We start from the raw sequence: 23302 nt of genomic DNA, 5'->3' as shown, positions 1-23302 counted from the left end.
TATCACTCCATGCCGGACATCCGGGGCCAACTGCTGCCCATCTACCTGCTCGTCGACGAGTCCATGTCGATGGGCTCCAACATCGCCGAGCTGGAGGCCGGCCTCAACGCACTGCACGCGGCGCTGCTGGCGGAACCGATGGCGGCGGCGAAGGTACGGCTGTCGGTCATCGGCTTCTCTGACGACGCGGTGCTGCGGCTGGACCTCGCCGACATCCGTACGCTGACGGACCTGCCGCGGCTGGCCAAGCGCGGCCGGACCAGCTATGCGGCCGCCTTCGCGGAGCTGGAGCGGCGGATCCCGGACGACGTCAGCAAGCTCAAGCGAGGCGGCTACCAGGTGCACCGGCCGGCCGTCTACTTCCTCAGCGACGGCGAACCCACCGACGGCCGGGCCTGGGAGCCGATCCATGCCCGGCTCGTCGACCGCGCCCGTACCCCCGCCGCGCCGAACATCATCGCCTGCGGCATCGGCGACGCCGACGCGGAGATCATCCTGTCCGTCGCGACCGAGCCGCGGTATGCCTTCATCGCCGCCTCCAGCACCGACGTCGGGGCATCGGTCGCGAAGTTCTGCGTGGAGCTCACCAAGAGCGTGGTGAAGTCCGGCCGGACGCTGGCCACAGGCTCGCCCGAGCTGGTCATGAATCCGCCGGAGGGCTTCCGCCTCGTGATCGACGTGGTGTGATGACGACCCCGCAGGAGATCGACGAGCCGCGGGTGCACAACCCCCCGCGGCGCGGGCAGTGGGACCCGATCGTGGTCGACCGCGGCTCGATGGTGTTCGAACCCCGGCCCAGTGTGGGGCGCGTCCCCCCGGACACCATCTGCGACGGCTGGTCGACCCCGGACTTCACGGTGCGCCTGGCCAGCATCAGAGGCGACGCCCACCGCCACGCCGGCCGGCCGCGGCAGGACCACGCCGAGATCACGCTGCACCCACCGACCGGCACGGTGTTGTTCGCGGTGGCGGACGGCGTCTCGTCGGCGCCGCTCGCGGACATCGGGGCGAGAATCGCCGCGTCATGCGCGCTGTCCGCGGCGTGGCGGATGCTCGACGAGTCCGGGACCGTCGACTGGGCCGGGGTGGTCGCGGCCGCCGCCCGCGCGATGCTGCGCGACCGCGATCACGGGCTGCGTGCCGGCGAGACGCCGGCCGATGTGGAGCGGCGGCTCGCGACCACGCTGGTCGCCGGCGGCGTCCGGCCCAGCCCCGCCGGCCCGCTGGTCAGCGTGGTGCAGGTCGGCGATTCGGAGGCCTGGTTGCTGCAGGACGGCGTCTTCCGGCCGATCCTGCGGGTCAAGCACGGCGGCGGCGGGCCGCTGAGCTCCGCGGTCGAGCCGCTGCCGAGGGTGCCCGTTACGCTGCGCGCCGAGGAGGTGCCGCTGCCGCCGTCGGGTGTGCTGCTGGTCGGCACCGACGGCATCGGCGACCCGCTCGGTGACGGCACCGGGCTGGTCGGCTCGCTGCTGGCGCACACCCTGGCCGAGCCGCCGCCGATGCTCGGCTTCGCGCACGTCGCCGGCTTCTCACGGGAGACCTTCGACGACGACCGGACGCTGGTCGCAGTCTGGTCGCGGCCCGGGCGGCCGCGATGAGCAGCCCGGCCGTGACGTCCGTGCGGCTGGCCGACCTGGAGCCGGTCGGCCTGCTCGGCGACGGCGGCCAGGGCGTGGTCACGCAGGTCCGGGTGCCGGGCGCGTTTCCCGGGCCGATGGCGTTCAAACGGTACGAGCCCGGCGTGCTGCGCGAGCTTGAGCACGATGTGCTGGCAGACATGATCGCGCATCCGGGTCACGCCGGACCCGGCTTCCGGGCGTTGCTGGAGACGCAGCTGGCGTGGCCCGTCGCACTCGTGCGCGACGAGCACGACACCGTGTGTGGCTTCCTGATGCCGCAGGCGCCCGAGGTGTTCTGGGGCAACCTCCACCTGCCCAACAGCGCCGGCACGCTGACGCCGGTCCGGCTGGACTACCTGCTCAACCCGCCCGAGTACACCAACCGGATCAACCTGCTGACATCGCCCAGCCTGCGGCTGAACCTGCTGCTGGACGCGGCCAGGATGCTGCTCGCGCTGCACGCCGACGACGTCGTCGTGGGTGACCTCTCGCCGCGGAACTTCCTGTTCACCACGTTCCACTGGCGCTGTTTCCTGCTCGACTGCGATGCGATGACCGTGCGTGGCCGCTCGCCTCTGCCGCCGGTAGAGACCCCGGACTGGCAGCTACCGTCCGGCGAGCCGGTGGGGACGAAGGCCGGCGACCGGTTCAAGTTCGGGCTCATGGTGATCCGGGTGCTGTGTTCGGACCAGTCGCTGCGCGATCCCGAGGAGCTGCGCCCCGGGTTCCCGGCCCTGGCCGACCTGGCCCGGCAGGCTCAGCTGGCCCCGGACGAACGCCCTGGCTGGGACGAGTGGATCGACGCCATCGAGGCGGCGAAGCCGGGCGCCTCGACAGCGGTGGTGATGCCCGCGCCGCCGGCCCCAGTCACCGCGCCGCCGGCACCGGTCACCGCGCCCGTGCCGCCGCCGGCCGTCCCTCTCGCACCCGCCCCGCCGGTCCGGCCGGGCGGCGCTTCACGACCGCTGACGATGCGGCAGTGGGCCGTGTTCGCCCTGGTGCTGGTCGTCGTGATCTGCATCATCGGGCTCGTCGCCAACAAGGATCACCAGCGGCCCGCGGACCGCAGCGGCACCACGTCCGGCTCCACGCCGTTCGACACCGGCGCGGGCGAGGACGAGCCGACGGCCTATCCGACACGGACGCAGCCGACCACCGCGCCGGCGGTGCCCGTCGCGCCCTCCGCCGTCGGCATCGTCACGCTGCCCGCCGGGGCCGACGGGACCGCCGTCGCCGTGGGGCGCATGTTCGACCAGTACTTCACCGGCATCAACAACCGCGACTGGGACGCCACGCTCGCGGTCTACGACCCGGCCGGCGGCATCGTGCACGCAGACAACCTCAAGGAGCGGTCGTCGTTCATCGACAGCATGACGACGACGACCGACGATGATGTCGTCCTGTGGAGCGTCCAGCCCGGCGGGGCGGGCGTGCTGGCGCGGATCACCTTCCGGAGCCGGCAGAACGCCGGCTTCGGTCCGAAGGGCAGCGAAAACGAGACGTGCCTGCGCTGGGACAACACCTACTCGCTGAGCGGCGATGCGACGGGCTACCGCATTTACAAGAAGACGAAAGGCACCCATGCCCCCTGCCCGTCGGGCTAGGCCGCGCCCGGCGCCGATCCGTCCGGAGACCACAGCGCCGTGGTGAGCCGACGGCTCACCACGCGGGCGTCCCGATGGCTGGGCCAGCGGCGCAGCGTCCGGGCCAGCTCGCGCAGGTCGGCGCGGATCGTCGCCGAGCCGAGCCGGTCGTAGTCGTCGAGGGCCTGGCCGGCCACGACACAGGCCTCGTCGAGCTGGCCCGACACGGCCAGGGCCCGGGCCAGCCGGGTGCCGTACCGGGCGCGCGTCCGCCGCGCACCCGGCGGGACGAGGGCCAACTGGCCCCGGATGGTCTCCGCCGCGGGCCCCGGGCGGCCGAGGTCCAGCAGCGCCCAGCCGGTCGACATGGCCACGACATCGGGCACGTTGCTGCTGCCGAGCACCGGCCCGTCATCGCCGGGGTCGGACGCGAGCAGCTCGCGCGCCGCGTCCAGGGCGTGCAGGCAGGCCCGGTGGTCTCCGGCGAGCGCGTGGCCCTGGGCCTCCCGCTGGGCCGCCAGCCCTCGAATCCTCGGCCGGCACGGCGTCTCGCGCGCCTGCCGGGCCAGCGCGATCGTCGCGGCCGCGTCTCCCTGGTACATCGTGATCAGGGCTCGGCGCACCTGGGCGTACACGGCCATCTCGCGATCGTTGCCGTTGCGGGCGAATTCGACCGCCTGGCCGGTCCACCATGCCGCCTCCTGGTCGCGCCCGCTCTCCTGCGCCATCCAGCCGAGGTACTCCGCGTAGCGGGACCCGAGGAGCCAGGCATCGTCGCGCTCCCGTCCGGACAGACGAACGCCGAGCACCCGCAGCGCGTTGGTCTGCGCCACGAGGATCGGCAGCAGGATCTCGGAGTCGGCGTGCTGCCCCAGCGCGCGCACCTGCTCGAACATCGCCCGGAAGCCTTCCAGCGCCGACCGGTCCGCGCCGTGCGCCGGCCCGGGCTCCGGGGCGACGATGCGCCGGAGCCCCGGCGGCAACATCGCGGACGCTGCCCAGCGCAGCAGCCCACGACGGCTCGCCACCGCGAACCCGCCGCCGCCGAGCGCGTCCATGGTCAGGACCCACACGCCGTCACCCTCGGCCGCCGGCGGCGCGGGCGCACCGGCGACCACCGGCTCGACCAGCGCGGCGAGTTCACCCTCACACTCGAGCGCCGCGTCGCAGCGCCGGGCGAACTCGACGTTGACGGGCCGCTGCCCGGTCTCGACCTTGCTGAGGTACCCCTTGGTGTAGTGCACTTTCGCCGCGAACCGGCTGAGTGACCAGCCGGCATCCTCGCGCCGCCGGCGCAGCTCGGCGCCGAATCGGGGGTTCAGCGAGCCCATCGCCTCCATCCGAAGAATCCATCACGCCGAATGCGCGTCCCGAACCGAACTGTCGGACAAACGGCACGACAACACCATCAACGGCCGGGTTCGGGCCTACGGAAACTTGTACACCTAGCCGTTGAGCAGCTGGCGGGCCATGACGATGCGCTGGACCTGGTTGGTGCCCTCGTAGATCTGGGTGATCTTGGCGTCGCGCATCATGCGCTCGAGGGGGAAGTCCTTGGTGTAGCCGTAGCCGCCGAGGAGCTGGACGGCGTCGGTGGTGATCTGCATGGCGGCGTCGGAGGCGAAGCACTTCGCGGCGGCGCCGAAGTAGGTGAGGTCCTTGTCGCCGCGTTCGGACTTCGCGGCGGCGGCGTAGGTGAGCTGGCGGGCGGCCTCCAGCTTCATGCCCATGTCGGCGAGCATGAACTGGATGCCCTGGAAGTCGGCGATGGGCTTGCCGAACTGCTTGCGCTCCTGGACGTAGCCGAGGGCGAAGTCCAGGGCGCCCTGGGCGATGCCGAGGGCCTGGGCGGCGATGGTGACCCGGGTGTGGTCGAGGGTCTGCATGGCGGTGGCGAAGCCGGTGCCCGGCGCGCCGATGATGCGGTCCGCGGGGATGCGGACGTTGTCGAGGTACACCTCGCGGGTGGGGGAGCCCTTGATGCCGAGCTTCCGCTCCGGCGCGCCGAAGCTGACCCCCTCGTCGGACTTCTCCACGACGAAGGCGGAGATGCCGCGGGAGCGGGCGGCGGGGTCGGTGACGGCGAAGACCGTGTAGTACTCGCTGACGCCGGCGTTGGTGATCCAGCGCTTGACGCCGTTGAGGACCCAGGTGTCGCCGTCGAGGACGGCGCGGGTCTTCATGCCGGCGGCGTCGCTGCCCGCGTCGGGCTCGGAGAGGCAGTAGGAGAACATGGCGTCGCCGGCGGCGACCGAGGGCAGGTAGTGCTGCTTCAGCTCCGGCGACGCGGACAGCAGCAGGGGCATGGTGCCGAGCTTGTTGACGGCGGGGATCAGCGACGAGGACGCGCAGGCGCGGGCGACCTCCTCGATGACGATGGCGGTCGCGAGGGCGTCGGCGCCGGCGCCGCCGTACTCCTCGGGGATGTGCGGGGCGTGGAAGTCGGCGGCACGCAGCGCGTCGTAGGACGCCTGGGGGAACTCGCCGGTCTCGTCGGCGGCGGCGGCGTTGGGCGCCACCTTGCCGTCACACACCGCACGCACCGCTTCACGGACCGCGGCGTGCTCCTCCGGCAACTGGTACACCTCGAACACGGCATCCCCCAAAGACCCGAAAATCCTTGTCCTGAACCACCGTTCAGGCTCATCCGAGTGTGAGCATACCGATGAGTAACCAAGGAGCTGGAGGCGCGGTCGCCGGTGAGGGACTACTCTCGCCGGAGCAACGTCGGCAGTACCAAGCCCTATACGCCACAGATGTCCGCAATGCGGGTATTTGCGGAACGGGAAAGAGTGGAGACATAGGCGTGACCATCGCGTACCCGAGCACCCCACCCGTAGTAGCCGCGCCTTCCGGCGCACCACGCCCGCGGCTGACCTTCCTCGGCACCGGCTACCTTGGCGCGACCTATGCCATCTGCTTCGCCGAACTGGGCTATGAGGTGCTCGGCTTCGACGTCGACGAGGCGAAGATCTCAAAGCTGTCCGGCGGCGACGTGCCGATCCACGAGCCCGGCCTGGACGAGCTGCTCCGCAAGAACCTCTCCGCCGGCCGGCTGCGGTTCACGACGTCGTGGGAGGAGGTCGCCGAGTTCGGTGACGTCCACTTCATCTGCGTTGGCACGCCCCAGCGCCCCGACGGCATGGCCGCCGACCTGTCCCACGTCGAGAGCGCCGTCACCAACCTCGCGCCGCTGCTCAAGCGCAAGGCGCTGATCGCCGGCAAGTCGACCGTCCCGGTCGGCACCGCCGAGTGGATCGAGCAGCTCGTGCGCCGCCACACCCCGGCCGAGCTCGGCGTCGAGGTCGCCTGGAGCCCCGAGTTCCTGCAGGAGGGCGTCGCCGTCGAGGACGTGCTGCGCCCCAACCGGATCATCTTCGGCGTGAAGAGCGACTGGGCGACCGGCATGCTCTACGCCGCCCACAAGGGCGTGTTCGACCTGGCGCTCACCGAGGACCGCGAGGTCCCCGTCGTGGTCACCGACTTCGCGACCGCCGAGCTGGTCAAGGTCGCCGCCAACGCGTTCCTCGCCACCAAGATCTCGTTCATCAACGCGATGGCCGAGGTCTGCGAGGCCGCCGGCGCCGATGTGACGCAGCTCGCCCGTTCCATCGGGTACGACGCCCGCATCGGCAACAAGTTCCTCCGGGCCGGCGTCGGCTTCGGCGGCGGCTGCCTGCCCAAGGACATCCGCGCGTTCCAGGCCCGCGCCCAGGAGCTCGGCGTCGGCGAGGCGCTGCGCTTCCTGCACGAGGTCGACCTGATCAACCAGCGCCGCCGGCAGAAGATCGTCCAGCTGTCCGCGGAGCTGCTCGGCCGCGGCTACGGCCCGGCCGGCCCGGACCTGGCCGGCACCCGGATCACCGTGCTCGGCGCCACCTTCAAGCCCAACTCCGACGACGTGCGCGACTCGCCGGCCCTGTCGGTGGTCCGCAAGCTGGCCCGCTCCGGCGCCGAGGTCACCGTGTACGACCCGGAGGGCATGGACAACGCCCGCAACGACGTCGCCGACGTGACGTACTCCAAGACCCTCACCGACGCGGTCACCGGTGCCGACCTGATCTGCGTGCTGACGGAGTGGGAGGAGTTCCGCAACGCGGACCCCAACTCGCTCAACGAGCTCGTCGCGGCCCGCCGGGTGATCGACGGCCGGAACTGTCTCGACCAGTCCGTCTGGGTCGCGGCCGGCTGGGAGTACCGCGGCATGGGCAAGCCGGCAGTCGCTTAAGCGCCGGAATCTCCCGAACGGGCGCATCGCTTTCGCGACACGTCGAAACAAGGCATTCTTCCCAGTAGGGCGTGAACAGCCGGGGGTGGCCGCACGCGCGGCCGCCCCCGGCTGCGGCCCGGGGGGAGGAGTCGCGTGGAGACGTATCCGTGCCCGGCGTGCGGTGGCCCGGCCAGTGAGGGCGCCGGTTGCCGCGATTGCGGCCGCCCGCACGACCCCGACGCTGCCGCGCTCGCCCTGTTCCAGCGCACCGTGGCGTCGCTGGAGCAGAAGAAGCGCGACCTGACCGACGACACCCAGAAGCTGCGTCGCCAGCTCGCGCACGCCTCCGCGCAGCGCGACTCCCTGCGCCGCAAGGTCCGGCAGTCCATCGACCAGGAGCAGACCGGCCGTGGCCGCCGCCCCCGGCTGGGGCGCAGTGCGAAGGCCGGCGGCGCGAAGATCGAGAGCACGCCGCCGGTCGCACGGCAGGTCCAGGGCCCGACGGTGCCGCCGGGGCAGGAGGTGTACTCGCCGCGGGCCCCGCTGGCCCCGGGTGAGACCCGGGGCGAGACCGAGGAGCGCAGACCGGTCGGCGCGACGCGGACGGCACCGCCCCGGACCCGGCTCGCGGCGCTGCCGCAGATGCGCCGCCCACCCGGCGGCGACGGCCCGCACGGCCCGGCCGACGAGCCCGAGGCGACCACCTCCAGCATGCAGGCGTCGGTCCTCGCGCTCGGCGGCCTGCTCCTCGCCGGCGCCGCGATCGTCCTCACCACCGACGCGTTCGGCACCATCGGCACCGCCGGCCGGGTGCTGCTGCTCGCCCTGATCACCGCCGGCGCCCTCGCCCTGCCGCTGATGCTGGTCCGGCGCGGCCTCACCGCCACCGCCGAGACGGTCGCGTCCGTCGCGCTGCTGCTCGTCCTGCTCGACGGCTACGTCCTGCGCTCCGAGGGGCTGCTGGGCGCGGACAAGGTCGAGGGCAGCCTGTACACCGGCCTGGTCTGCGCCGCGACCGCCGGCATCGCCGCCGCGTACAGCATGCAGAGCCACCTCATCGCCTCGCGGTACGCCACCCTCATCGCGCTCCAGCCCGTGCTGCCGCTGCTCGCCTACGACTCCATCCGTGGCCCCGCCGGCTGGTCCCTCGCCCTGTCCGGCGTGGCGCTCATCGACCTGGCGTTCGGCGTCGCCCTCGGCCGGTCGGTCCAGCGCCGCATCCGGCAGATCGAGGCCGAGCGCAGCGGCGACGACGGCACCGGGACCGCCCCGGCCGAGGACGCCGAGCAGCACGAGCCGCACACCGTGCAGACCGACCGGTTCGCCGACGCGCTGATGCGCGACGCGGCCTGGGTGCTGTTCGCGGTCACGTTCGGCGCGGCCCTGCTGTGCGCCGCCGCCGCCCTCGCCACCACCGAGGCCCTCGGCGAGACCGTCCGCGCCGCCGCCGTCACCCTCGTCGCTGCCGCGATCGGCGTCGCCGGCTCCCTGTCCTGGCGGCGCGGCGTCCTGCCCGACATCGCGGCCGGCATCGCCACCGTCGCGGTCATCGCCGCGTTCGCGCGGGTCGGCGCCGTCGCGTTCCCCGGCTCCACGCTGCTGTTCCTCGCGCTCGCGGTGGCGCTCGCCGCGGCCGGCGTGCCGTTCCTGCCTGGCGACGCCCGCCGGGGGCCCCGCTACGCGGTCTCCGTCGCGGCCGCCGCCACCACCGCGCTGCTCGTCGTCACCGTGCTGCCGGCGCTTGCCGCGCCGCTGCGGGCGGCGTGGCCAGTGTGGGACGCGGACCTCACGGCGTACCGCGCGGAGGTCGACACGGCCGTCGGCGCCGACGGCTGGCAGTACGTCCTCGCGGTGCTGCTGCTGACCGCCGCGGGCGTGCTCATGCTCAGCGGCCGCACCGAGCCGGTCGACGTGCCGCTCGGCTCGGCCGCCGGACCAGCCGGACGGATCGGCTCGATGTTCCGCAGCCGGGTCGAGGTCCGCCCCCAGCCGGCCCCGCCGCCGGGGCTGTGGCCGGGGCCGCTGGGCGGGGCGGAGAGCGGCCCGCGCACCGGCGTCTGGGACGACCCGCGGCCCGGGTCGCCGGCCGCTCCCCGGGCCGGCGCGGCACCGGCGACCAGGGCCAGGGACGTCGCCTTCGTCACCGTCCCCCCGCCGGAGCGCTTCCGCCCCGACGTCGCCGTCGTCGGCGCCGCCCTGATCCTGCTCATCGCGCCCGCCGCGTTCGGCCTGAGCTGGCTGGCGATCCCCGCCCTCACCGTCGCCGGCGCGATCGTCGCCGGGGCGCTCGCCATGCGGGTCCGGGAGGCGCACACCGCGTGGGTCTGCCTCGGCGCCGCGCTGGTCCTCGGCCTGTACGCGGCCGCGGCCGGCCTGGCCCGGCCGGCGTCGACCGCCCTGATCCTGCTCGCCATCTCCGTCGCCGGCGCGGGCATCGCGCTGCTGCCCCGGCCGCACCGCACCGACGCCGAGGGGGAGTACGTCACCCGCAGGGTGGCCGACGCGGGCGCCGGCGGTGCCCTCTTCGCGCTGCCGGGCGCCGCCGCGGCCGGTGCCGCGATCGCCTTCGGCGACCTGCCCGGCGGCGCGACCGTCGTGCTGGTGATGAGCTTCCTCGCGCTCGCGGTGACGCTCGGGTACGCCGCGATCACGCAGGTCGCCCGCGGCGCGCAGAGCCCGCCGCTGCTGATCGGCGCGACCGCCGGCACCGTCGCGGTCGCGATCGCGGTCCTGCGCGCGGACGGCGCCACCACGATCGACCTGGTCATCGGCCTGCTCATGGTGATCGCCGTGGCGATGCTGTGGATGGCGCCCCGGATGGACGACCGGCAGACGTTCGGCGCCGAATTCACCGGCGCCGACGCCGCGGCGGCCGCCGTGACGATCGCCGGGATCGGCGCCGTGGCCAGGGCCGTGTCGCTCGCGTCCGACGGCATCGAGGTCGTGACTCTCGCGCTGCTCGTGTTCGCGGTCGCGGTCGCCGCCCGGACCCTGCCCGACGAGTGGCGCCGCGGCCCGGTCGCCGGCGCCACCACCGTCGGCGTCTGCACGGGCCTGTTCGCCGGCAGCCTGGCCGTCATCGGGGCGGTCGGGGTGATCCGGGCCGCGGACCCGCCGTGGCGCGCCGTCCTCGACGACCGATGGCTGGCCAACGCCCAGCAGCTCGCGACGTACGGGTGGCAGGTCCCCATCGCGCTGCTGCTGCTCGCCGGCGCGGCCGCGATCGCACTGCCGCAGCCGTACGGCGACGACACGGCCGCCTCGGCTGCCGCCCTCGCGGCCATCGGTGCCCCCGTCGGGCTCGGCCTCGGCTGGCAGTCCCCGATGGTCATCGGCTGGATCGCCGCGACCGGGATCGCGGCCTGGGCCGCCACCGCGAAGGGCTGGCGCGGCGCCTACACGCGGCTCGGCGCCGCGCTGGTGGCCGGCATGTTCGCCGCCGGCGCGAGCCTCGTGCGGCCCGGCGCGAGCGCGGGCACGCTCGTCGCGCTCGCGGTCAGCGGCGTGGCCATCGCCTGGTTCGCCCGGGCCACCGCGATCCGCCGGGGCGACCCGTCCGACGGCCCGCTCACGTTCGTCGGCGGGTGCGGTGTCGCCGCAGCCCTCTTCGCCTTCGCGGGTGCCGCCGCCGCGGCCGCGGGCGGGCTGCACCCGGGCCAGGCCAGCACCGTGCTCATCGCCGCGCTCGCGACCTCCGCCGTCGGTCTCGCCGCCGCCGCGACCGGGGCCCAGCAGGCACCGGGGTACCTGCCGTACGTGACCGTCGGCGTCGCGGGCGGCGCGACCACCACGGCCGTGGCGGCGCTGATCGTCGAGCGCGACGGCGCCGTCGTCTACGCGGCCGCCGCGGCGCTGCTCGGGGTCCTCGCCGAGCTGCTGCGGGTCACCTGGCAGCCGGGCGTCGCGTGGGTGCCGATGTCCGGCTTCCGCCCGGACAACGCCGGCACGCCCGGCCGGTGGCGGCAGGTCCGGGCACCCCGCGGGTACACCGTCGGCGTCGCTGCGGCGGCCGGCCTGCCCGCGCTCATCGTCGTCGTGTTCGTGGCGCCGGCGGTGTACGCGGCGCTGGCCGGACCGTACAAGTGGATCCAGCGCCCCTGGACGGGCACCGCGCAGACCGCGTCCGACCTCGGCGAGCTCGGCCGCTTCGCGGGCAACGGCACCCACGTGCTCGCCGCGGCGCTGCTCACCATCGCCGGCGCGCTCATGGCGGTCGGTCTCGGCGGCTCGGGGCAGGCCGTCGCCGGTCGCGCCGTCGCGATCGTCGTGCCCAGCGCCGCGCTGACCATGCTGATCGCGCCGGCGGCGCTGCACGCGCCGTGGCCGTGGCAGCCGACGGCGGCGCTGCTGGTCGCCACGATCGCCGGGCTCGGCCTGGCCCTGACGATCCCGCCGGAGGCCGACAGCTCCGACGGCCGGATGCTCATCATCGCCCGCCGGCTCGTCTTCGTCATCGCCGTGCTCGCCGCCGGGGCGGGCGGCGCGGGCAGCCTCGCCACCAAGCAGCAGACGCTGACGTGGCTGGCCGGCTCGATCGTCGTCGGCGCGGTCGCCGGCATCTGGGGGCGCACACCCAACGGCCGGATGCTCGGCTGGCACGTCGCGGCGTCGACCGCGCAGGGCTTCGCCCTCGCGGCCGGGCTCGCCGCCGGCCTGCCGCTGCGGCAGTGCGCGTTTCCGCTGCTGATCGTCGCGACGATGCTGCTCGTGCTGGGTGCCGCGCTGCCGCGGCTGCGGCCGGGCAACAGCATCAACCGGGAGGCGATGACGATCGAGGCGGCCGGCTACGCCGGCGCGGTCGTCGCGGTCCTGCTCACCCTCGGCTCGGCCGCGCACACCGCGGCCGCCCTCACCGCCCTCGGCGCGGTCCTCGGCCTGTCCGCGGCCCGCAAGGGGCGCAGCGGCCAGCAGCGGGTCATCCTCATCATCGCCGCGTCCGTCGCCGAGCTGATCGCGATCTGGCTGCTGCTGATCACGGTCAAGGTGGCCCTGATCGAGGCGTACACGCTGCCCTTCGCGGTGCTCGCGCTCATCACCGGGCTCCTGGAGATCCGCCGCCGCCCGGAGCTGGGCAGCTGGCTCGCCTACGGGCCGGCCCTCGTCGCGGGCTTCGCGCCGAGCCTCGCGCTCGCGATCGCCAACGAGAACTCCCCGGAGCTGCGCCGCGTCCTGCTGATCCTCGCCGGCGTCATCACCGTCGCGATCGGCGCGGTCCGGCAGCAGAAGGCGCCGGTCGCGGTCGGGTCCGCGGTGACGATCATCGCCACCGTCAACGAGCTGCTGCGCATCGGGCTGCCCGTCTGGATGCTGCTGCTGCTCTTCGGCGGCACCGGCCTGCTGCTCATCACGCTCGGCGCGACCTACGAGCAGCGCCAGCGCCTCGACCGGCTCCGTGGCGTCTATCGCGGCATGCGCTAGGCGCCGCGGCGTGTAGCATCGATGTTTGTGAGTGCGATGTTGGTGTGTGACCAGCATGACTTCGCCTACACGGTGCACGTGGCAGGCTGCGGCGAGATGCGTCGCGCCGGCCGGCTGAGAGCCTGGCGCGAGGACGACGGCGGCCTGCTGGCCGTGCTGACCGTCCGCGGATCCAACCTGGCGGACGAGTCGGGGGTCGTCGCGGACCAGGTCCGGCTGCGCTTCGTCGGCGAGCGGGTGGATGTCGTGGCGTACGAGCCGGGCTGGTGGGGCGCGGACTTCGCCTACCTGCGCTCGGTCGGCGGCACCCGCTGGGCGCTGCTCGACCCGCGGGTGCTCGCCGACCGGCTCGGCCCTTCGTTCGTCATCGACGACGAGGAGGACACCGCCTCCGGCTACGGCGGCGCCTAAGCGCCCTCGACCTCCAGCTCGTAGATGCGGGTCGCCGGGTCGGTGGTCTGGGTCGGGGTGGTGACGACCAGGCGCACGTAGCGGGCGGTCAGCGGGCCGACCCGGTGGCTGGTGACGCCGTCGGTGTTGGCGGTGACGGTCACCGCGGTCGTCCACGTCGCGCCATCGGTGCTCACCTGGATGGTGAACGCGCGGGTGTTCAGCGCCTGCGGCTCGCCGCCGGAGGAGGCGTGCCGGACCACGAACCGGCGCACGGTCCTGGCGGCGCCGAGGTCGGCCTGCAGGGTGGCGCCGGCGGCGCCGCTGCACCACTTGCTGTTGCCGGTGATCACGCCGTCGACGGCCTTCGCCTGGGCCTCCGCCGCGACGCAGGCGGCGCTGCCGGTGACGGTGGCGCCGCGGGCCAGGTTCACGCCCGGGTCGGCGCCGCCCTCGTCGGTGATCGCGATGTCGTCGACGTAGCCGCGGAACGGTCCGGTGCCGGTCGGGCGGTCGAAGCCGACGTCGACGCGGGTGATCGTGCGGCCGGCGAGCCCGCCGAGGCTGACCCGCACCAGGTTCCACTGGTTGACCACGAGGTGGCCGCCCTCGCCCTGGAACTGCGGGTGGGCGCGGACGCCGTACTGGTCGACGGCGCCGGAGTCACGCAGCGCGGAGCCGTCGCTGAACTGCAGGTCGACCGCGACGAACGTGCCGGTGGCCTGCTGCGGGTAGATCCAGTAGGACAGCGTCGTGGTCGCGCCGACCGGCAGGTCCGTGGCGAGGATCCGCTGGTAGGAGTAGGACTGGGTGGCGGAGTTGTCGGCGCCGGAGTACATCAGCGCGGCGCTGCCGCTGCGGGCCAGCTCGGCGCGCGGGGAGGACTCCATCGCGGTCAGGGCGCAGCAGTAGCCGCCGACGCCGATGGCCGCGCCGGCGCTGTCCAGCCAGGTCGGCGCGGGGTCGCTCGGCTCGAACGGGGCCCGCAGCAGCGGCCAGTCGCGGCCGTCGCCGAGCACCGGCTCCAGGGCCGTGTACCAGCGCGTGGCCATCTTGGCGTAGCCGGAGTCGTTGGGGTGCAGCGTGTCGTTGAGGTCGGACGCCGCGAGCGTCGACAGGTCGACCAGCCTGGCCCTCGCGCCGCGGGCGCTCACGATGCCGGGGACGGCGGCGTTGAACGTGTTGATCCGGGCCTGGATGGTGGCGTCGAGCGCGGGCACGATCTTCGCGACCAGCACGGTGGCGGTGGGGCGCGCGGCGAGGATCTGGTCGATGAGCGAGCCGAGCCGCTGCGGCGCCGTGGCCACCTGATAGTTCTGGTTCATGTCGTTGGTGCCGATGTGCAGCAGGATCACGTCGGGCTGGTAGGTGGCGAGCCAGCCGTTGGCGCTCGCGGCGATCTGGTCGATGCGCCAGCCCGAGTGCCCCTCGTTGTCGGTGTCCGGCAGGGAGCCGGACCGCTGCGAGCCGACGAAGTCGATGTTGTAGCCCGCGTTGGCGACGAGGCGGTTGTACAGCGGTGCCCGGTAGCTGGACGTGGTCGGGCTGCCCTCGCCCCAGGTGATCGAGTCGCCGAGCGGCATGACCTTGACCGGCCGGGTGGTCACCGCGGCCTGTACAGGTGCGGCGATCGCGGCGATGCAGCTCACCAGGACGGCGGCGAGCACGAGGATCCGGCGCATGCGGGGGCTCCCGGGGGTTCGGGCATTGACGGCTGTGGCGAGTCTCTCCGCGTGATCCGGTTGTGTCAAGAGTTGACAGAACTGCATGCGTGGAGGATTGTCGATGAAAACCGGATGGCGGTCCGGGCCCTTTGCCAGGTTCGGAGGCCGCCGTGCGTGTGCTTGTTGCTGTTGCGTTGGTCTTTGCCGCCGTGGTGGCCGTTCCCTCGACCGCCGAGGCCGCGACCGTCGTCTGCAACCGTTACTGCGACGGGCGCGACGCCGCGCTCGCCCCCTCGGACCGGCAGACGGTGAGCAGCACCCTGTACGGGCGGCGCTTCACCATGCATCTCAACGACACCGACGCGATGGCCTGGGCGACCCTGGACAACGGCAAGGCCGGCGACGAGGTCTGGATGGACCGGTCCTTCGACGGCGGCCGGACCTGGGTCGACAGCCGCATCGGCTACGCCACCGTGTCCGCCGGCGCCACCGCGCGGCGGACCGCGCAGTTCAACGTCGACAACTGGGCGGCGAACGGGGTCGGCGCGCTGCGTGCCTGCGGCAAGGCCGGTGACCGCCCCGAACTGACCTGCACGGCGTGGACCCGCAGCACCTGGAACGCGTGGGACCGGCGTACCGCGGCCGCCACCGCCCTCATGATGCAGTACAACCTCCCGACGGGGCTGTTCGGCAACAACGACTGGTGGACCTCGGCGAACGCGCTCACGGCCGTCATCGACAACAGTCGCCGGTCGGGGATGGGCAGCTACCGGTACGCCATCGCCAACACCTACGACAAGCAGGTCAACGCCAAGCTCGGCCAGTTCCGCAACGAGTACCTCGACGACACGGGCTGGTGGGCCCTGGCGTGGGTGGCCGCCTACGACGCGACCGGCGACAGCCGCTACCTGAACACCGCCCGGGCCGGCGCCGACCACATGTACGCCTACTGGGACACCCGCTGCGGCGGCGGGGTCTGGTGGAAGACGGACCGGCTGGTCAAGAACGCCATCGAGAACAGCCTCTACATCCAGCTCAACGCGGCGCTGTCGCTGCGAATCCCGGGCGACACGGTCTATCGGGGGCGGGCGCAGGCGGGCTGGACGTGGTTCCAGAGCACCGGGATGCTCAACGGGTCGAACCTCGTCAACGACGGGATCAGCCTCAGCACCTGCCGCAACAACGGGTCCGTCACGTGGACCTACAACCAGGGCGTGCTGATGAACGCGCTGGTGCAGCTCAACCGTCTCACGGGCGACGCCGCCGCCCTGGCCACGGCGCGGCGGATCGGGGACGCGCTGGTCGCGAGCACGTATCTGTCGCCGGGCGGCATCCTGCGTGAGCCGAACGAGAGCAGCACCTGCGCCGGGGACGGGGTCTCGTTCAAGGGCGCCGCCGTGCGCGGCCTGGGCGTGCTGAACGCGGCCGCCGGCGGGGCCTACAACGCCTATCTGCAGCGCAACGCGGACAGCGCCTATGCGAACGATCGGGACACGTTGGACGCTTACGGCAGTCACTGGGCCGGGCCGCGGACCGCTTCCAACCACAGCTGCCAGCACAGCGCGGTGGATCTGCTCAACGCCGCTCCGTAGTTTTCTCTCGTGGTCGTGAACCGGTCGGCGGGGTCGATCCGATGATGAGGTGTGAGGGTTCAGTCTGACGCCGATCTGCTCGCCTTGGCCGCCGCCGGGGACAGGGCGGCGTTCGAGGAGTTCTATCGGCGGCACGCCGTCTGGTTGACGTTGCGGCTGCGGTACCGGTGTGCCGATGAGACCTTGATCGACGACGTCGTCCAGGAGACGTTCCTCGAGCTGTGGCACGGCGGCGCCGCCCGCTACCGCGAGCAGGGCGACGTCGCCGGCTGGCTGTGGCGGATCGGCTCGCGGCGCCTGGTCGACGCGCTGCGCCGCACCAGTGCCCGGCACCGGCTCGGCCGGCTCCTCGCCAGGTTCCGCGGCGGTGAGGAGCCCGCGGAGCCTTCGGCCGAGGAGCAGGTGCTGCGAGGCGTCGAGCACGGTGACCTCGCCGGCGCCCTTTCGCGGCTCTCCCCGGAGCTGCGCGCCGTCGTCCAGGCTACGGTCCTGGACGGGCTCACCACCGCCGAGGCCGCGGTGCTGCTCGGCATCCCGCCCGGCACGGTCAAGACGCGGGCGATGCGGGCCCGCCGGCAACTACGGCAGGAGCTGGCATGAGCGGGCAGCGGAGCGGCTCGGCCCGCTCATTGGGATGGCAGGTTTGGCTCAGGCTGGCGCCGGAGCGCAGCGGAGGTGACGGCATGAGCGGGCAGCGGAGCGGCTCGGCCCGCTCATCGGGATGGCAGGCTGGCTCAGGCTGGCGCCGGAGCGCAGCGGAGGTGACGGCATGAGCGGGCAGCGGAGCGGCTCGGCTCGCTCATCGGGATGGCAGGTTGGCTCAGGCTGGCGCCGGAGCGCAGCGGAGGTGACGGCATGAGCGGGCCTTTGGGGCGCAGCGGGGGTGGCGGCATGGGTCGTTCCGATGTCTGGCATCTGCAGGACTCCGACGTGCGGGCGTATGCCGGCGGCGGGCTCGCCGGGCCGCTGCTCTGGTCGGTGGAGGCGCACCTCGGCGCGTGCGCGGCGTGCCGCTCGCGGCTCACCGCCGTCGCGGATCCGCGGCTCGTCGACGACGGCTGGACGCGCCTCGACGCCTCCCTCGACGCGCCCGTGCCAGGGCCTGTCGAGCGGCTCCTGCTGCTGCTGCGCGTGCCCGACCACACCGCCAGGCTGCTCGCCGCGACCCCGGCGCTGCGGCTGTCGTGGCTCGTCGCGATCACCCTGACCCTGGCGATGACGGCCACGGTCGCCCGGCTCGCCGACCCGCTCGTGTTCCTCGCCGGCGCGCCGCTGCTGCCGCTGCTCGGCGTGGCCGTGTCGTTCGGGCCCGGCATCGACCCCACGTATGAGGTGGCCCTCGTCGCGCCGATGCAGTCGTTCCGGCTGCTCCTGCTGCGTTGCGCCGCCGTCGTCTCCGTCACCACCGTGCTGTGCGCCCTCGCGAGCCTGGCGGTGCCCGACGCCGGCCCCGGCGCGGCCGGCTGGTTCCTGCCGTCGCTCGCGCTGACGGTGCTCACGCTCCTGCTCGCCCCGCGCCTCGGCACGGTCACCGCGGCCGTCGTCGCCGGCGTCGGCTGGGGCGGCCTCGTCGCCGCCGCGGCGGGCGTCCTCTTCACCGCCGCCGGCCAGGCCGGCACCGCACTCGCCGTCGCACTCGCCGTCGGGCTCCTCGCCCGGCGGGCGGCGACCTTCGACACCGACTCCAGGAGGCTCCGATGAGCATCGACGCGGCCAGAACACGCCGCCCCGACGACACCGCCGGCGCCGTGCGGGCCGAAGGCCTGACCCTGCGGTATGGGCGCAAGACCGCCCTCGACGGCGTCACGCTCACCCTCGGCACCGGCGTCACCGGGCTGCTCGGCCCCAACGGCGCCGGCAAGACCACCCTCCTGCGGATCGTCGCCACCGCGCTCGACCCCGACGAGGGCTCGCTGCGCGTCCTCGGCCACGACCCGCTCACCGGGCCGGGGCGGCTCGCCGTGCGGCGCCGCCTCGGGTATCTGCCCCAGGACCCCGGCTTCCACCCGGGCTTCACCGCGTTCGAGTTCGTCGACTACGTCGCGATCCTCAAGGAGCTGACCCACCGCGGCGACCGTCACGCCGAGGTCCGCCGGGTCCTCGCCGCCGTCGGCCTCGACGACCAGCGCCGCACCCGCATCAAGGCGCTGTCCGGCGGCATGCGCCAGCGGGTCGCGCTCGCCGCCGCCCTCGTCGGCGACCCCGACCTGCTCATCCTCGACGAGCCGACCGTCGGGCTCGACCCGCAGCAGCGGATGCGCTTCCGCGAGCTCTTCGCCGACCTCGGCGAGGACCGGGCCGTGCTGCTGTCGACGCACCAGACCGAGGACGTCATGTCCCTGTGCCGCGAGGTCGTCGTCATCGACCGTGGCACCGTCCGCTTCTCCGGCACGCCCGCCGCCCTCGCCGCCCTCGCCGACGGCCGGGTGTGGACCAGCGCCACCCGCGAGCCCGGCGCCCTCGCCTCCTGGCGCACCGGCACCGGCCTGCACCGTCATGTCGGCGACCCGCCGCCCGGTGCCGAGCTGCTCCCACCCACGATCGAGGACGGATATCTCATGCTCGTCGACGTCGGCGGTGCGTCATGACGGCCGTGCTCGCACCTGCCGAGGGCCCGGTGCGGGTGCCGTGGCGCCGGGCGATGCTGGCCCTGGCCCGGATCGAGGCGGTCCGCTTCGCCCGGCACCCGCTGACCCTCGTCGCCGTGCTGCTGTTCGTGTCCCCGTGGGTGTACGACCTCGTCACCGGCTCCACCGACCGCTATCCGGTGCTCCACGACAAGGTCGTCGGCCTGCAGCTGTCGGGGCTGTTCATCCTCGGCGGCGGCGCCCTCGTCGTCGCCAACCTCAACGCGCTGCGCGCCCACCGCCACCGCACCGACGCCCTCTACTCGGTGCTCGTCCTGCCGGACCCGTGGCGCACCGCGGCGTTCCTGCTCGCCCCGCTGCCCTACGCGGCCGGCGTCACCCTGCTGGCCGCCGCGCGGATCGGCGCCCTCGCGCTGCTGCCCGGCGCCGCCGGCCGCCCCGACCCGGCCGAGCTCGCCCTGATCCCGGTCCTCGTCGCGCTCCTCGCCGCGACCGGGGTGCTGCTCGCCAAGCTGGTCCGCTCCGCCGTGGTGGCGCCCCTGGCGATGTTCGCCTTCGCCGTGGCCGCGTTCACCGTCCTGGTCGCCGCCGCCAGGGGCAACGCGGCCCTGCGCCTGCTCCAGCCGGTCATGTTCGGCGACCTGCCCTTCGCCCTGCCGGCCGACCTGGTCGACCGGCCGTCGCTGCGGCACCTCGGATACGTGGCGGGCCTCGCCGGTCTCGTCGCCGTCGCCGCCCTGTTCCGCTCCGGCGCCCGCGGCCGCCCCGTGACCGTGGCCGCGGTGCTCGTCTCGCTCGTCGCGGCCGCTGCCGGCGCCGCCCAGTTCCACACCGACGACGCTCCGCGCCGCGCCGCCGTCACCGCCACCGACAACCCCGCCGCCCAGCAGGCCTGCCACCGCCGCGGCGACGTCACGTACTGCGCCTTCGCCGACTTCACGGCCTGGATCCCCGGCTGGGAGGCGGTGCTGCAGGGCGTCCGCCGCGCCGTTCCCGCCGTCACCGGCCCACCCCTCGCCGTCCGCCAGCGCGTCTGGGCCCACGGCTACCCGACCGCCGGCTCCTCCACCAGCTCCGCCGACGAGACCGGCCGCAACACCGCCTGGGAGCGCGCCGCGGCGGCCGCCGGCACCCCGGCGGTGATCCCGGTCGGCACCAGCTGGGGCGACGACGCCTCCGAGGCCGTCTTCGCCGCCGCCGCCGCGCACCGCCTCATGACCGGCAGCGCGTTCGCCCCCAACGGCATGGTCTGCGGCGCCCGCGGCGCGCTGCTCGTGTGGCTTGTCGGCCAGGCCACCCCCGCGACCGCCAGGGGGCTGCGGAAGCTGGACGCCGCCAGCTCCGGCGGCCTCGCCTTCCTGGACTACGCGCCCTTCATGGGCATCAGCGTCCCCGACCGCGACGCCGCGCCGGGCCTCAGCGCCCTGGGGCGGCCCCCAGCCGAGGTCGGCGCCCTGGTCACCGCGCACTGGACCGAGCTGACCGACCCCGCCACCGCGGCGGACCGCTTCGCCGCGCTCATGGGCGTGCCGATCGCCCCGGAGCAACCCGAGGAGGAGCGCACCGTATGCACCGCCTGACCGCCGCCGGGCCACGCCGCCGCCCTCCGGCCACCGACCGCCGCCGGGTCGATCCGATCGTCCGCACTCCCCGCGGCGGCGCGGTCGCCACTTCCCGCGGTGATGTGGTCGCCCCTTCCCGCGGCGGTGCAGTCGCGGCTTCCCGCGGTGATGTGGTCGCCCCTTCCCGCGGCGGTGCAGTCGCGGCTTCCCGCAGTGACACGGTTGCGGCTTCCCGCGGCGGTGCGGTTGCGGCTTGCCGTGGTGGTGTGGTCGTGGGGCGAGTGGCGGGTCCGGCATGAGGTGGCCCGCCCTTGTCCGGCCGACCCTCCGGGCGATCCGCTGGAGTCCGGTGCTCGGTGCGATGGCGGCCGGTCTCGCGATCGTCAGCGTTCCCGCGGCGATGACGGTGACCCTCACGGCCGACAACCTGGCCGCCCTGCTGCGCCTGGCCACCGCCTGCGCCGCCGTCGGCCTGGCGTTCCTCTACGACGACCCCGCCAAGCCCACCACCGCCACCGCGCCGGCTCCCGCCTGGCACGGGGTCGCGATCCGCACCGCCATCGGCAGTGCCGTCCTGGCCGCGTGGTGGGCGGCGGCGCTCGCCGTCACGCTCGCCGGCGCCCAGGACGGCACCGGTGACCTTCTTCCGCTGCGGGCGCTGACCCTGGAGGCGGCGGCGATCGGCGCCCTCGGCCCGGCCGCCGCCGTCCTCGCCTGGCGGCTGGCGCCGCGTGGCGTGGCCAGCCCCACCGCGGCCCCCGCCGTCCTGGTCGCCCTGGCCGCGCTGGCCTTCGCTCCGCGCTCGGCGGCGTTCTTCGTCAGCGTCGACGGTCCCGACTGGACCGGCGCCCACCAACGCCTGGCCGCCGTGCTCGCCGCCGCCTGCCTCACCACGGTCGTCGCCGCGGTGCCGTTCCTGCCCCGCCGCTCCTTCACCTGGTCGGGGTCCGGGGCCACGCAAGCATCCGATCAGCCGGCCGCACCTATGCGGCGCGGACGTGGCCGTCGGTGACGTGCCAGCGGTGGTCGAAGCCGACGTTGCGGGCGAAGTACTCGTCATGGGTGATCATGACGAGGGTGCCCTGGTAGGCGCGCAACGCCTCCTCGACGACGTCGATGGCCTCGAAGTCGAGGAAGTTGGTGGGTTCGTCGAGGAAGAGGACCTGGGTGCCGGTGTTGACGATGACGGCGAGGAGCAGCCGGCGCAGCTCACCGGCGCTGAGGTCGCGCAGGCGGCGGTCCCACTCGTCGGGGCCGAAGAGGTGGGCATCGAGGAGGGATTCGGCCTCATCGACGTACACCGGCACCCTCGAACGGAAGAATCCCAGCACCGTGCGGTCATCGCGGCGCAGGTCGTCATGGGTCTGGGGGAGGACGGCGACGTCGGCGGCGGTGGTGACCGTGCCCGCGTCGGTAGGGAGCCGGCCGGACAGGGCGCGCAGCAGGGTGGTCTTGCCGGCGCCGTTGGGGCCGGTGACCAGGACGCGGCCGTGGACGTCGAGCGAGACGTCGTCCAGGACGCGCCGCGCGCCGAGCTTGACCGTGAGCCCGCGGGCGCTCACCACGGACTCCGCGGCTTCTGGGGCCTCCGGAGCCACAGGGAACGCGAGGGTGAGCGGTGGGCGGGTGGACGGCTCGGCGATCCAGCGCGCGGAGGTGAGTTGCCGGGTCAGGCGGCGTTCGCGGGCCTTGGCCTTCTTGGCGACCTTCTTCGCGTACCGGCGGATCTTGTCGGACCCGAGCCCCGACCGTACCGACTCCTCGACGCCGCGGGCCTGGTCCTTGGTGCTCGCGATGTCGGCCTCGAGCCGGCGGCGGAACTTCTCCTGCGCCTCGTGGTCGAGCAGGAGCTTCTGCCAGCGGCGGGTCTTCTCGGCGCGGTAGTCGGTGTAGCCGCCCTCGTACCACTGCGGGGTGGTGTGGATGCCGTCGAGCTCGACGATCCGGGTCACCGTGCGGTCGAGGAACGCCCGGTCGTGCGTGACGACCAGGACCGCGCCGCGGAACGCCGCGAGGAAGCCGCCGAGCCACGCGGTGCCGGCGGCGTCGAGGTGGTTCGTCGGCTCGTCGAGAATCAGCACGTCAGGCGTCGCGAGCAGGACGCGGGCGAGCATCAGCCGGGCCTGCTCGCCGCCGCTGACCTTGCCGACCGGCAGGTCGTCGGGCAGGTGTGCGATGTCGAGCCGCTCGCGCACCTCGGCCCGGCGCTGCGGTGCCGACCAGCCTTCCAGGGCCAGCCAGCGCTCCTGGACCTGCCCGTACTCCTCGAGGACCGTGGCGTCGTCCGCCATGCGTGCCTCGAGCGCCCGCATCCGGCGCGCGAGGTGGTCGGCTTCGCCGTCGCTCAGGAAGGAGAGAACGGAGATATCCGGATTCGGGACCTGCTGGGCGAAGTACCCGATGCGGCGCCGCGGTGCGAGGCTGACGTGCCCGCTCGTCGGCTTCTCGGCCCCGGTCAACAACCGCAGCAGCGTGGTCTTCCCGGCGCCGTTGGGCCCGACGAGCCCGAGCCGGTCACCGGCGTTCAGGGTGAAGTCGACGCCTTCGAACAGCAGCTCGGCGTCGTAGTGCTTGGACAAAGAAACAGCGCGTAGCAAGGTGGCCTCGCAGCGGGAGTGTGAGCGGACGGGAACGTCACCCGGCCCGTCCCCTGCGCGGGGTCCAGGTCAGGCGGTC

Annotated in this window: 16 protein-coding genes; 12 read left to right on the top strand and 4 right to left on the bottom strand. The window is 73.9% G+C overall.

Annotation, left to right across the window (positions count from 1 at the left end):
* The first annotated feature begins 9 nt into the window (after nucleotides 1-9).
* Genes ABD332_RS10820 through ABD332_RS10810 form a run of 3 tightly spaced genes read left to right on the top strand, consistent with a single transcriptional unit; the run spans nucleotide 10 to nucleotide 3223 of the window.
* Nucleotides 10-687, top strand: coding sequence for a vWA domain-containing protein (locus ABD332_RS10820; protein ID WP_344501674.1), 678 nt, complete (start codon nucleotides 10-12; stop codon nucleotides 685-687).
* On the top strand, nucleotides 687-1598 hold the full coding sequence (locus tag ABD332_RS10815; RefSeq protein ID WP_344501673.1) for a protein phosphatase 2C domain-containing protein: 912 nt from the start codon (nucleotides 687-689) through the stop codon (nucleotides 1596-1598). Before ABD332_RS10820 ends, ABD332_RS10815 begins: the two co-directional genes overlap by 1 nt.
* An 11-nt stretch (nucleotides 1599-1609) precedes the next feature.
* Nucleotides 1610-3223: a hypothetical protein gene (locus ABD332_RS10810; RefSeq protein WP_344501672.1), complete on the top strand. Its 1614-nt coding sequence runs from the start codon at nucleotides 1610-1612 to the stop codon at nucleotides 3221-3223.
* On the opposite strand, the gene ABD332_RS10805 is transcribed toward ABD332_RS10810, so the two are convergent.
* On the bottom strand, nucleotides 3220-4542 hold the full coding sequence (locus ABD332_RS10805; RefSeq protein WP_344501671.1) for a helix-turn-helix domain-containing protein: 1323 nt from the start codon (nucleotides 4540-4542) through the stop codon (nucleotides 3220-3222). The two genes, ABD332_RS10810 and ABD332_RS10805, sit on opposite strands and share 4 nt — an antisense overlap.
* A gap of 105 nt (nucleotides 4543-4647) precedes the next feature.
* The gene (locus ABD332_RS10800) at nucleotides 4648-5808 is read right to left on the bottom strand and encodes an acyl-CoA dehydrogenase family protein (RefSeq protein ID WP_344501670.1); all 1161 of its coding nucleotides are present in this window, start codon (nucleotides 5806-5808) and stop codon (nucleotides 4648-4650) included.
* Nucleotides 5809-6008: 200 nt separating this feature from the next.
* Between ABD332_RS10800 and ABD332_RS10795 the strand changes: the two genes are divergently transcribed.
* The 3 genes from ABD332_RS10795 (at nucleotide 6009) to ABD332_RS10785 (ending at nucleotide 13241) form a co-directional block, all read left to right on the top strand.
* On the top strand, nucleotides 6009-7430 hold the full coding sequence (locus ABD332_RS10795) for a UDP-glucose dehydrogenase family protein (protein WP_344501669.1): 1422 nt from the start codon (nucleotides 6009-6011) through the stop codon (nucleotides 7428-7430).
* Nucleotides 7431-7565: 135 nt separating this feature from the next.
* Entirely contained in the window at nucleotides 7566-12830 is a 5265-nt protein-coding gene (locus tag ABD332_RS10790) for an SCO7613 C-terminal domain-containing membrane protein (RefSeq protein WP_344501668.1), read from the top strand.
* A gap of 27 nt (nucleotides 12831-12857) precedes the next feature.
* A complete protein-coding gene (locus tag ABD332_RS10785) occupies nucleotides 12858-13241 on the top strand; it encodes a hypothetical protein (RefSeq protein WP_344501667.1) in 384 nt (127 codons plus the stop codon).
* On the opposite strand, the gene ABD332_RS10780 is transcribed toward ABD332_RS10785, so the two are convergent.
* The gene (locus tag ABD332_RS10780; RefSeq protein ID WP_344501666.1) at nucleotides 13238-14902 is read right to left on the bottom strand and encodes a GDSL-type esterase/lipase family protein; all 1665 of its coding nucleotides are present in this window, start codon (nucleotides 14900-14902) and stop codon (nucleotides 13238-13240) included. The two genes, ABD332_RS10785 and ABD332_RS10780, sit on opposite strands and share 4 nt — an antisense overlap.
* A gap of 194 nt (nucleotides 14903-15096) precedes the next feature.
* Between ABD332_RS10780 and ABD332_RS10775 the strand changes: the two genes are divergently transcribed.
* The 6 genes from ABD332_RS10775 (at nucleotide 15097) to ABD332_RS10750 (ending at nucleotide 21638) form a co-directional block, all read left to right on the top strand.
* Complete coding sequence (locus ABD332_RS10775; RefSeq protein ID WP_344501665.1) at nucleotides 15097-16476, top strand: glycoside hydrolase family 76 protein; 1380 nt, start codon at nucleotides 15097-15099, stop codon at nucleotides 16474-16476.
* A 51-nt stretch (nucleotides 16477-16527) separates the two neighbouring features.
* Complete coding sequence (locus ABD332_RS10770) at nucleotides 16528-17076, top strand: RNA polymerase sigma factor (protein ID WP_344501664.1); 549 nt, start codon at nucleotides 16528-16530, stop codon at nucleotides 17074-17076.
* 291 nt (nucleotides 17077-17367) lie between these two features.
* The gene (locus ABD332_RS10765; RefSeq protein ID WP_344501663.1) at nucleotides 17368-18177 is read left to right on the top strand and encodes a hypothetical protein; all 810 of its coding nucleotides are present in this window, start codon (nucleotides 17368-17370) and stop codon (nucleotides 18175-18177) included.
* Nucleotides 18174-19064 carry an ABC transporter ATP-binding protein gene (locus ABD332_RS10760; protein ID WP_344501662.1) on the top strand — a complete coding sequence of 297 codons (891 nt, stop codon included), beginning with the start codon at nucleotides 18174-18176 and terminating at the stop codon, nucleotides 19062-19064. The genes ABD332_RS10765 and ABD332_RS10760 overlap by 4 nt, the downstream gene beginning before the upstream one ends.
* Complete coding sequence (locus tag ABD332_RS10755) at nucleotides 19061-20644, top strand: hypothetical protein (RefSeq protein WP_344501661.1); 1584 nt, start codon at nucleotides 19061-19063, stop codon at nucleotides 20642-20644. The genes ABD332_RS10760 and ABD332_RS10755 overlap by 4 nt, the downstream gene beginning before the upstream one ends.
* Before the next feature lie 343 nt (nucleotides 20645-20987).
* A complete protein-coding gene (locus ABD332_RS10750; protein WP_344501660.1) occupies nucleotides 20988-21638 on the top strand; it encodes a hypothetical protein in 651 nt (216 codons plus the stop codon).
* On the opposite strand, the gene ABD332_RS10745 is transcribed toward ABD332_RS10750, so the two are convergent.
* A complete protein-coding gene (locus tag ABD332_RS10745) occupies nucleotides 21610-23205 on the bottom strand; it encodes an ABC-F family ATP-binding cassette domain-containing protein (protein ID WP_344501659.1) in 1596 nt (531 codons plus the stop codon). The two genes, ABD332_RS10750 and ABD332_RS10745, sit on opposite strands and share 29 nt — an antisense overlap.
* Nucleotides 23206-23302: the final 97 nt, after the last annotated feature.

This window comes from Dactylosporangium maewongense, assembly GCF_039531485.1.
Lineage (GTDB): Bacteria > Actinomycetota > Actinomycetes > Mycobacteriales > Micromonosporaceae > Dactylosporangium > Dactylosporangium maewongense.
Note: the sequence above shows the minus strand (reverse complement) of the source record. Positions and strands in the feature narration are given on the sequence as shown.

What these genes read in the sequence shown, in the direction of transcription:
- ABD332_RS10820 (WP_344501674.1), top strand. Translation starts at nt 10, where the DNA reads ATGCCGGACATCCGGGGCCAACTGCTGCCCATCTACCTGCTCGTCGAC.
- ABD332_RS10815 (WP_344501673.1), top strand. Translation starts at nt 687, where the DNA reads ATGACGACCCCGCAGGAGATCGACGAGCCGCGGGTGCACAACCCCCCG.
- ABD332_RS10805 (WP_344501671.1), bottom strand. Translation starts at nt 4,542, where the DNA reads ATGGAGGCGATGGGCTCGCTGAACCCCCGATTCGGCGCCGAGCTGCGC.
- ABD332_RS10780 (WP_344501666.1), bottom strand. Translation starts at nt 14,902, where the DNA reads ATGCGCCGGATCCTCGTGCTCGCCGCCGTCCTGGTGAGCTGCATCGCC.
- ABD332_RS10765 (WP_344501663.1), top strand. Translation starts at nt 17,368, where the DNA reads ATGGGTCGTTCCGATGTCTGGCATCTGCAGGACTCCGACGTGCGGGCG.
- ABD332_RS10760 (WP_344501662.1), top strand. Translation starts at nt 18,174, where the DNA reads ATGAGCATCGACGCGGCCAGAACACGCCGCCCCGACGACACCGCCGGC.
- ABD332_RS10755 (WP_344501661.1), top strand. Translation starts at nt 19,061, where the DNA reads ATGACGGCCGTGCTCGCACCTGCCGAGGGCCCGGTGCGGGTGCCGTGG.
- ABD332_RS10750 (WP_344501660.1), top strand. Translation starts at nt 20,988, where the DNA reads ATGGCGGCCGGTCTCGCGATCGTCAGCGTTCCCGCGGCGATGACGGTG.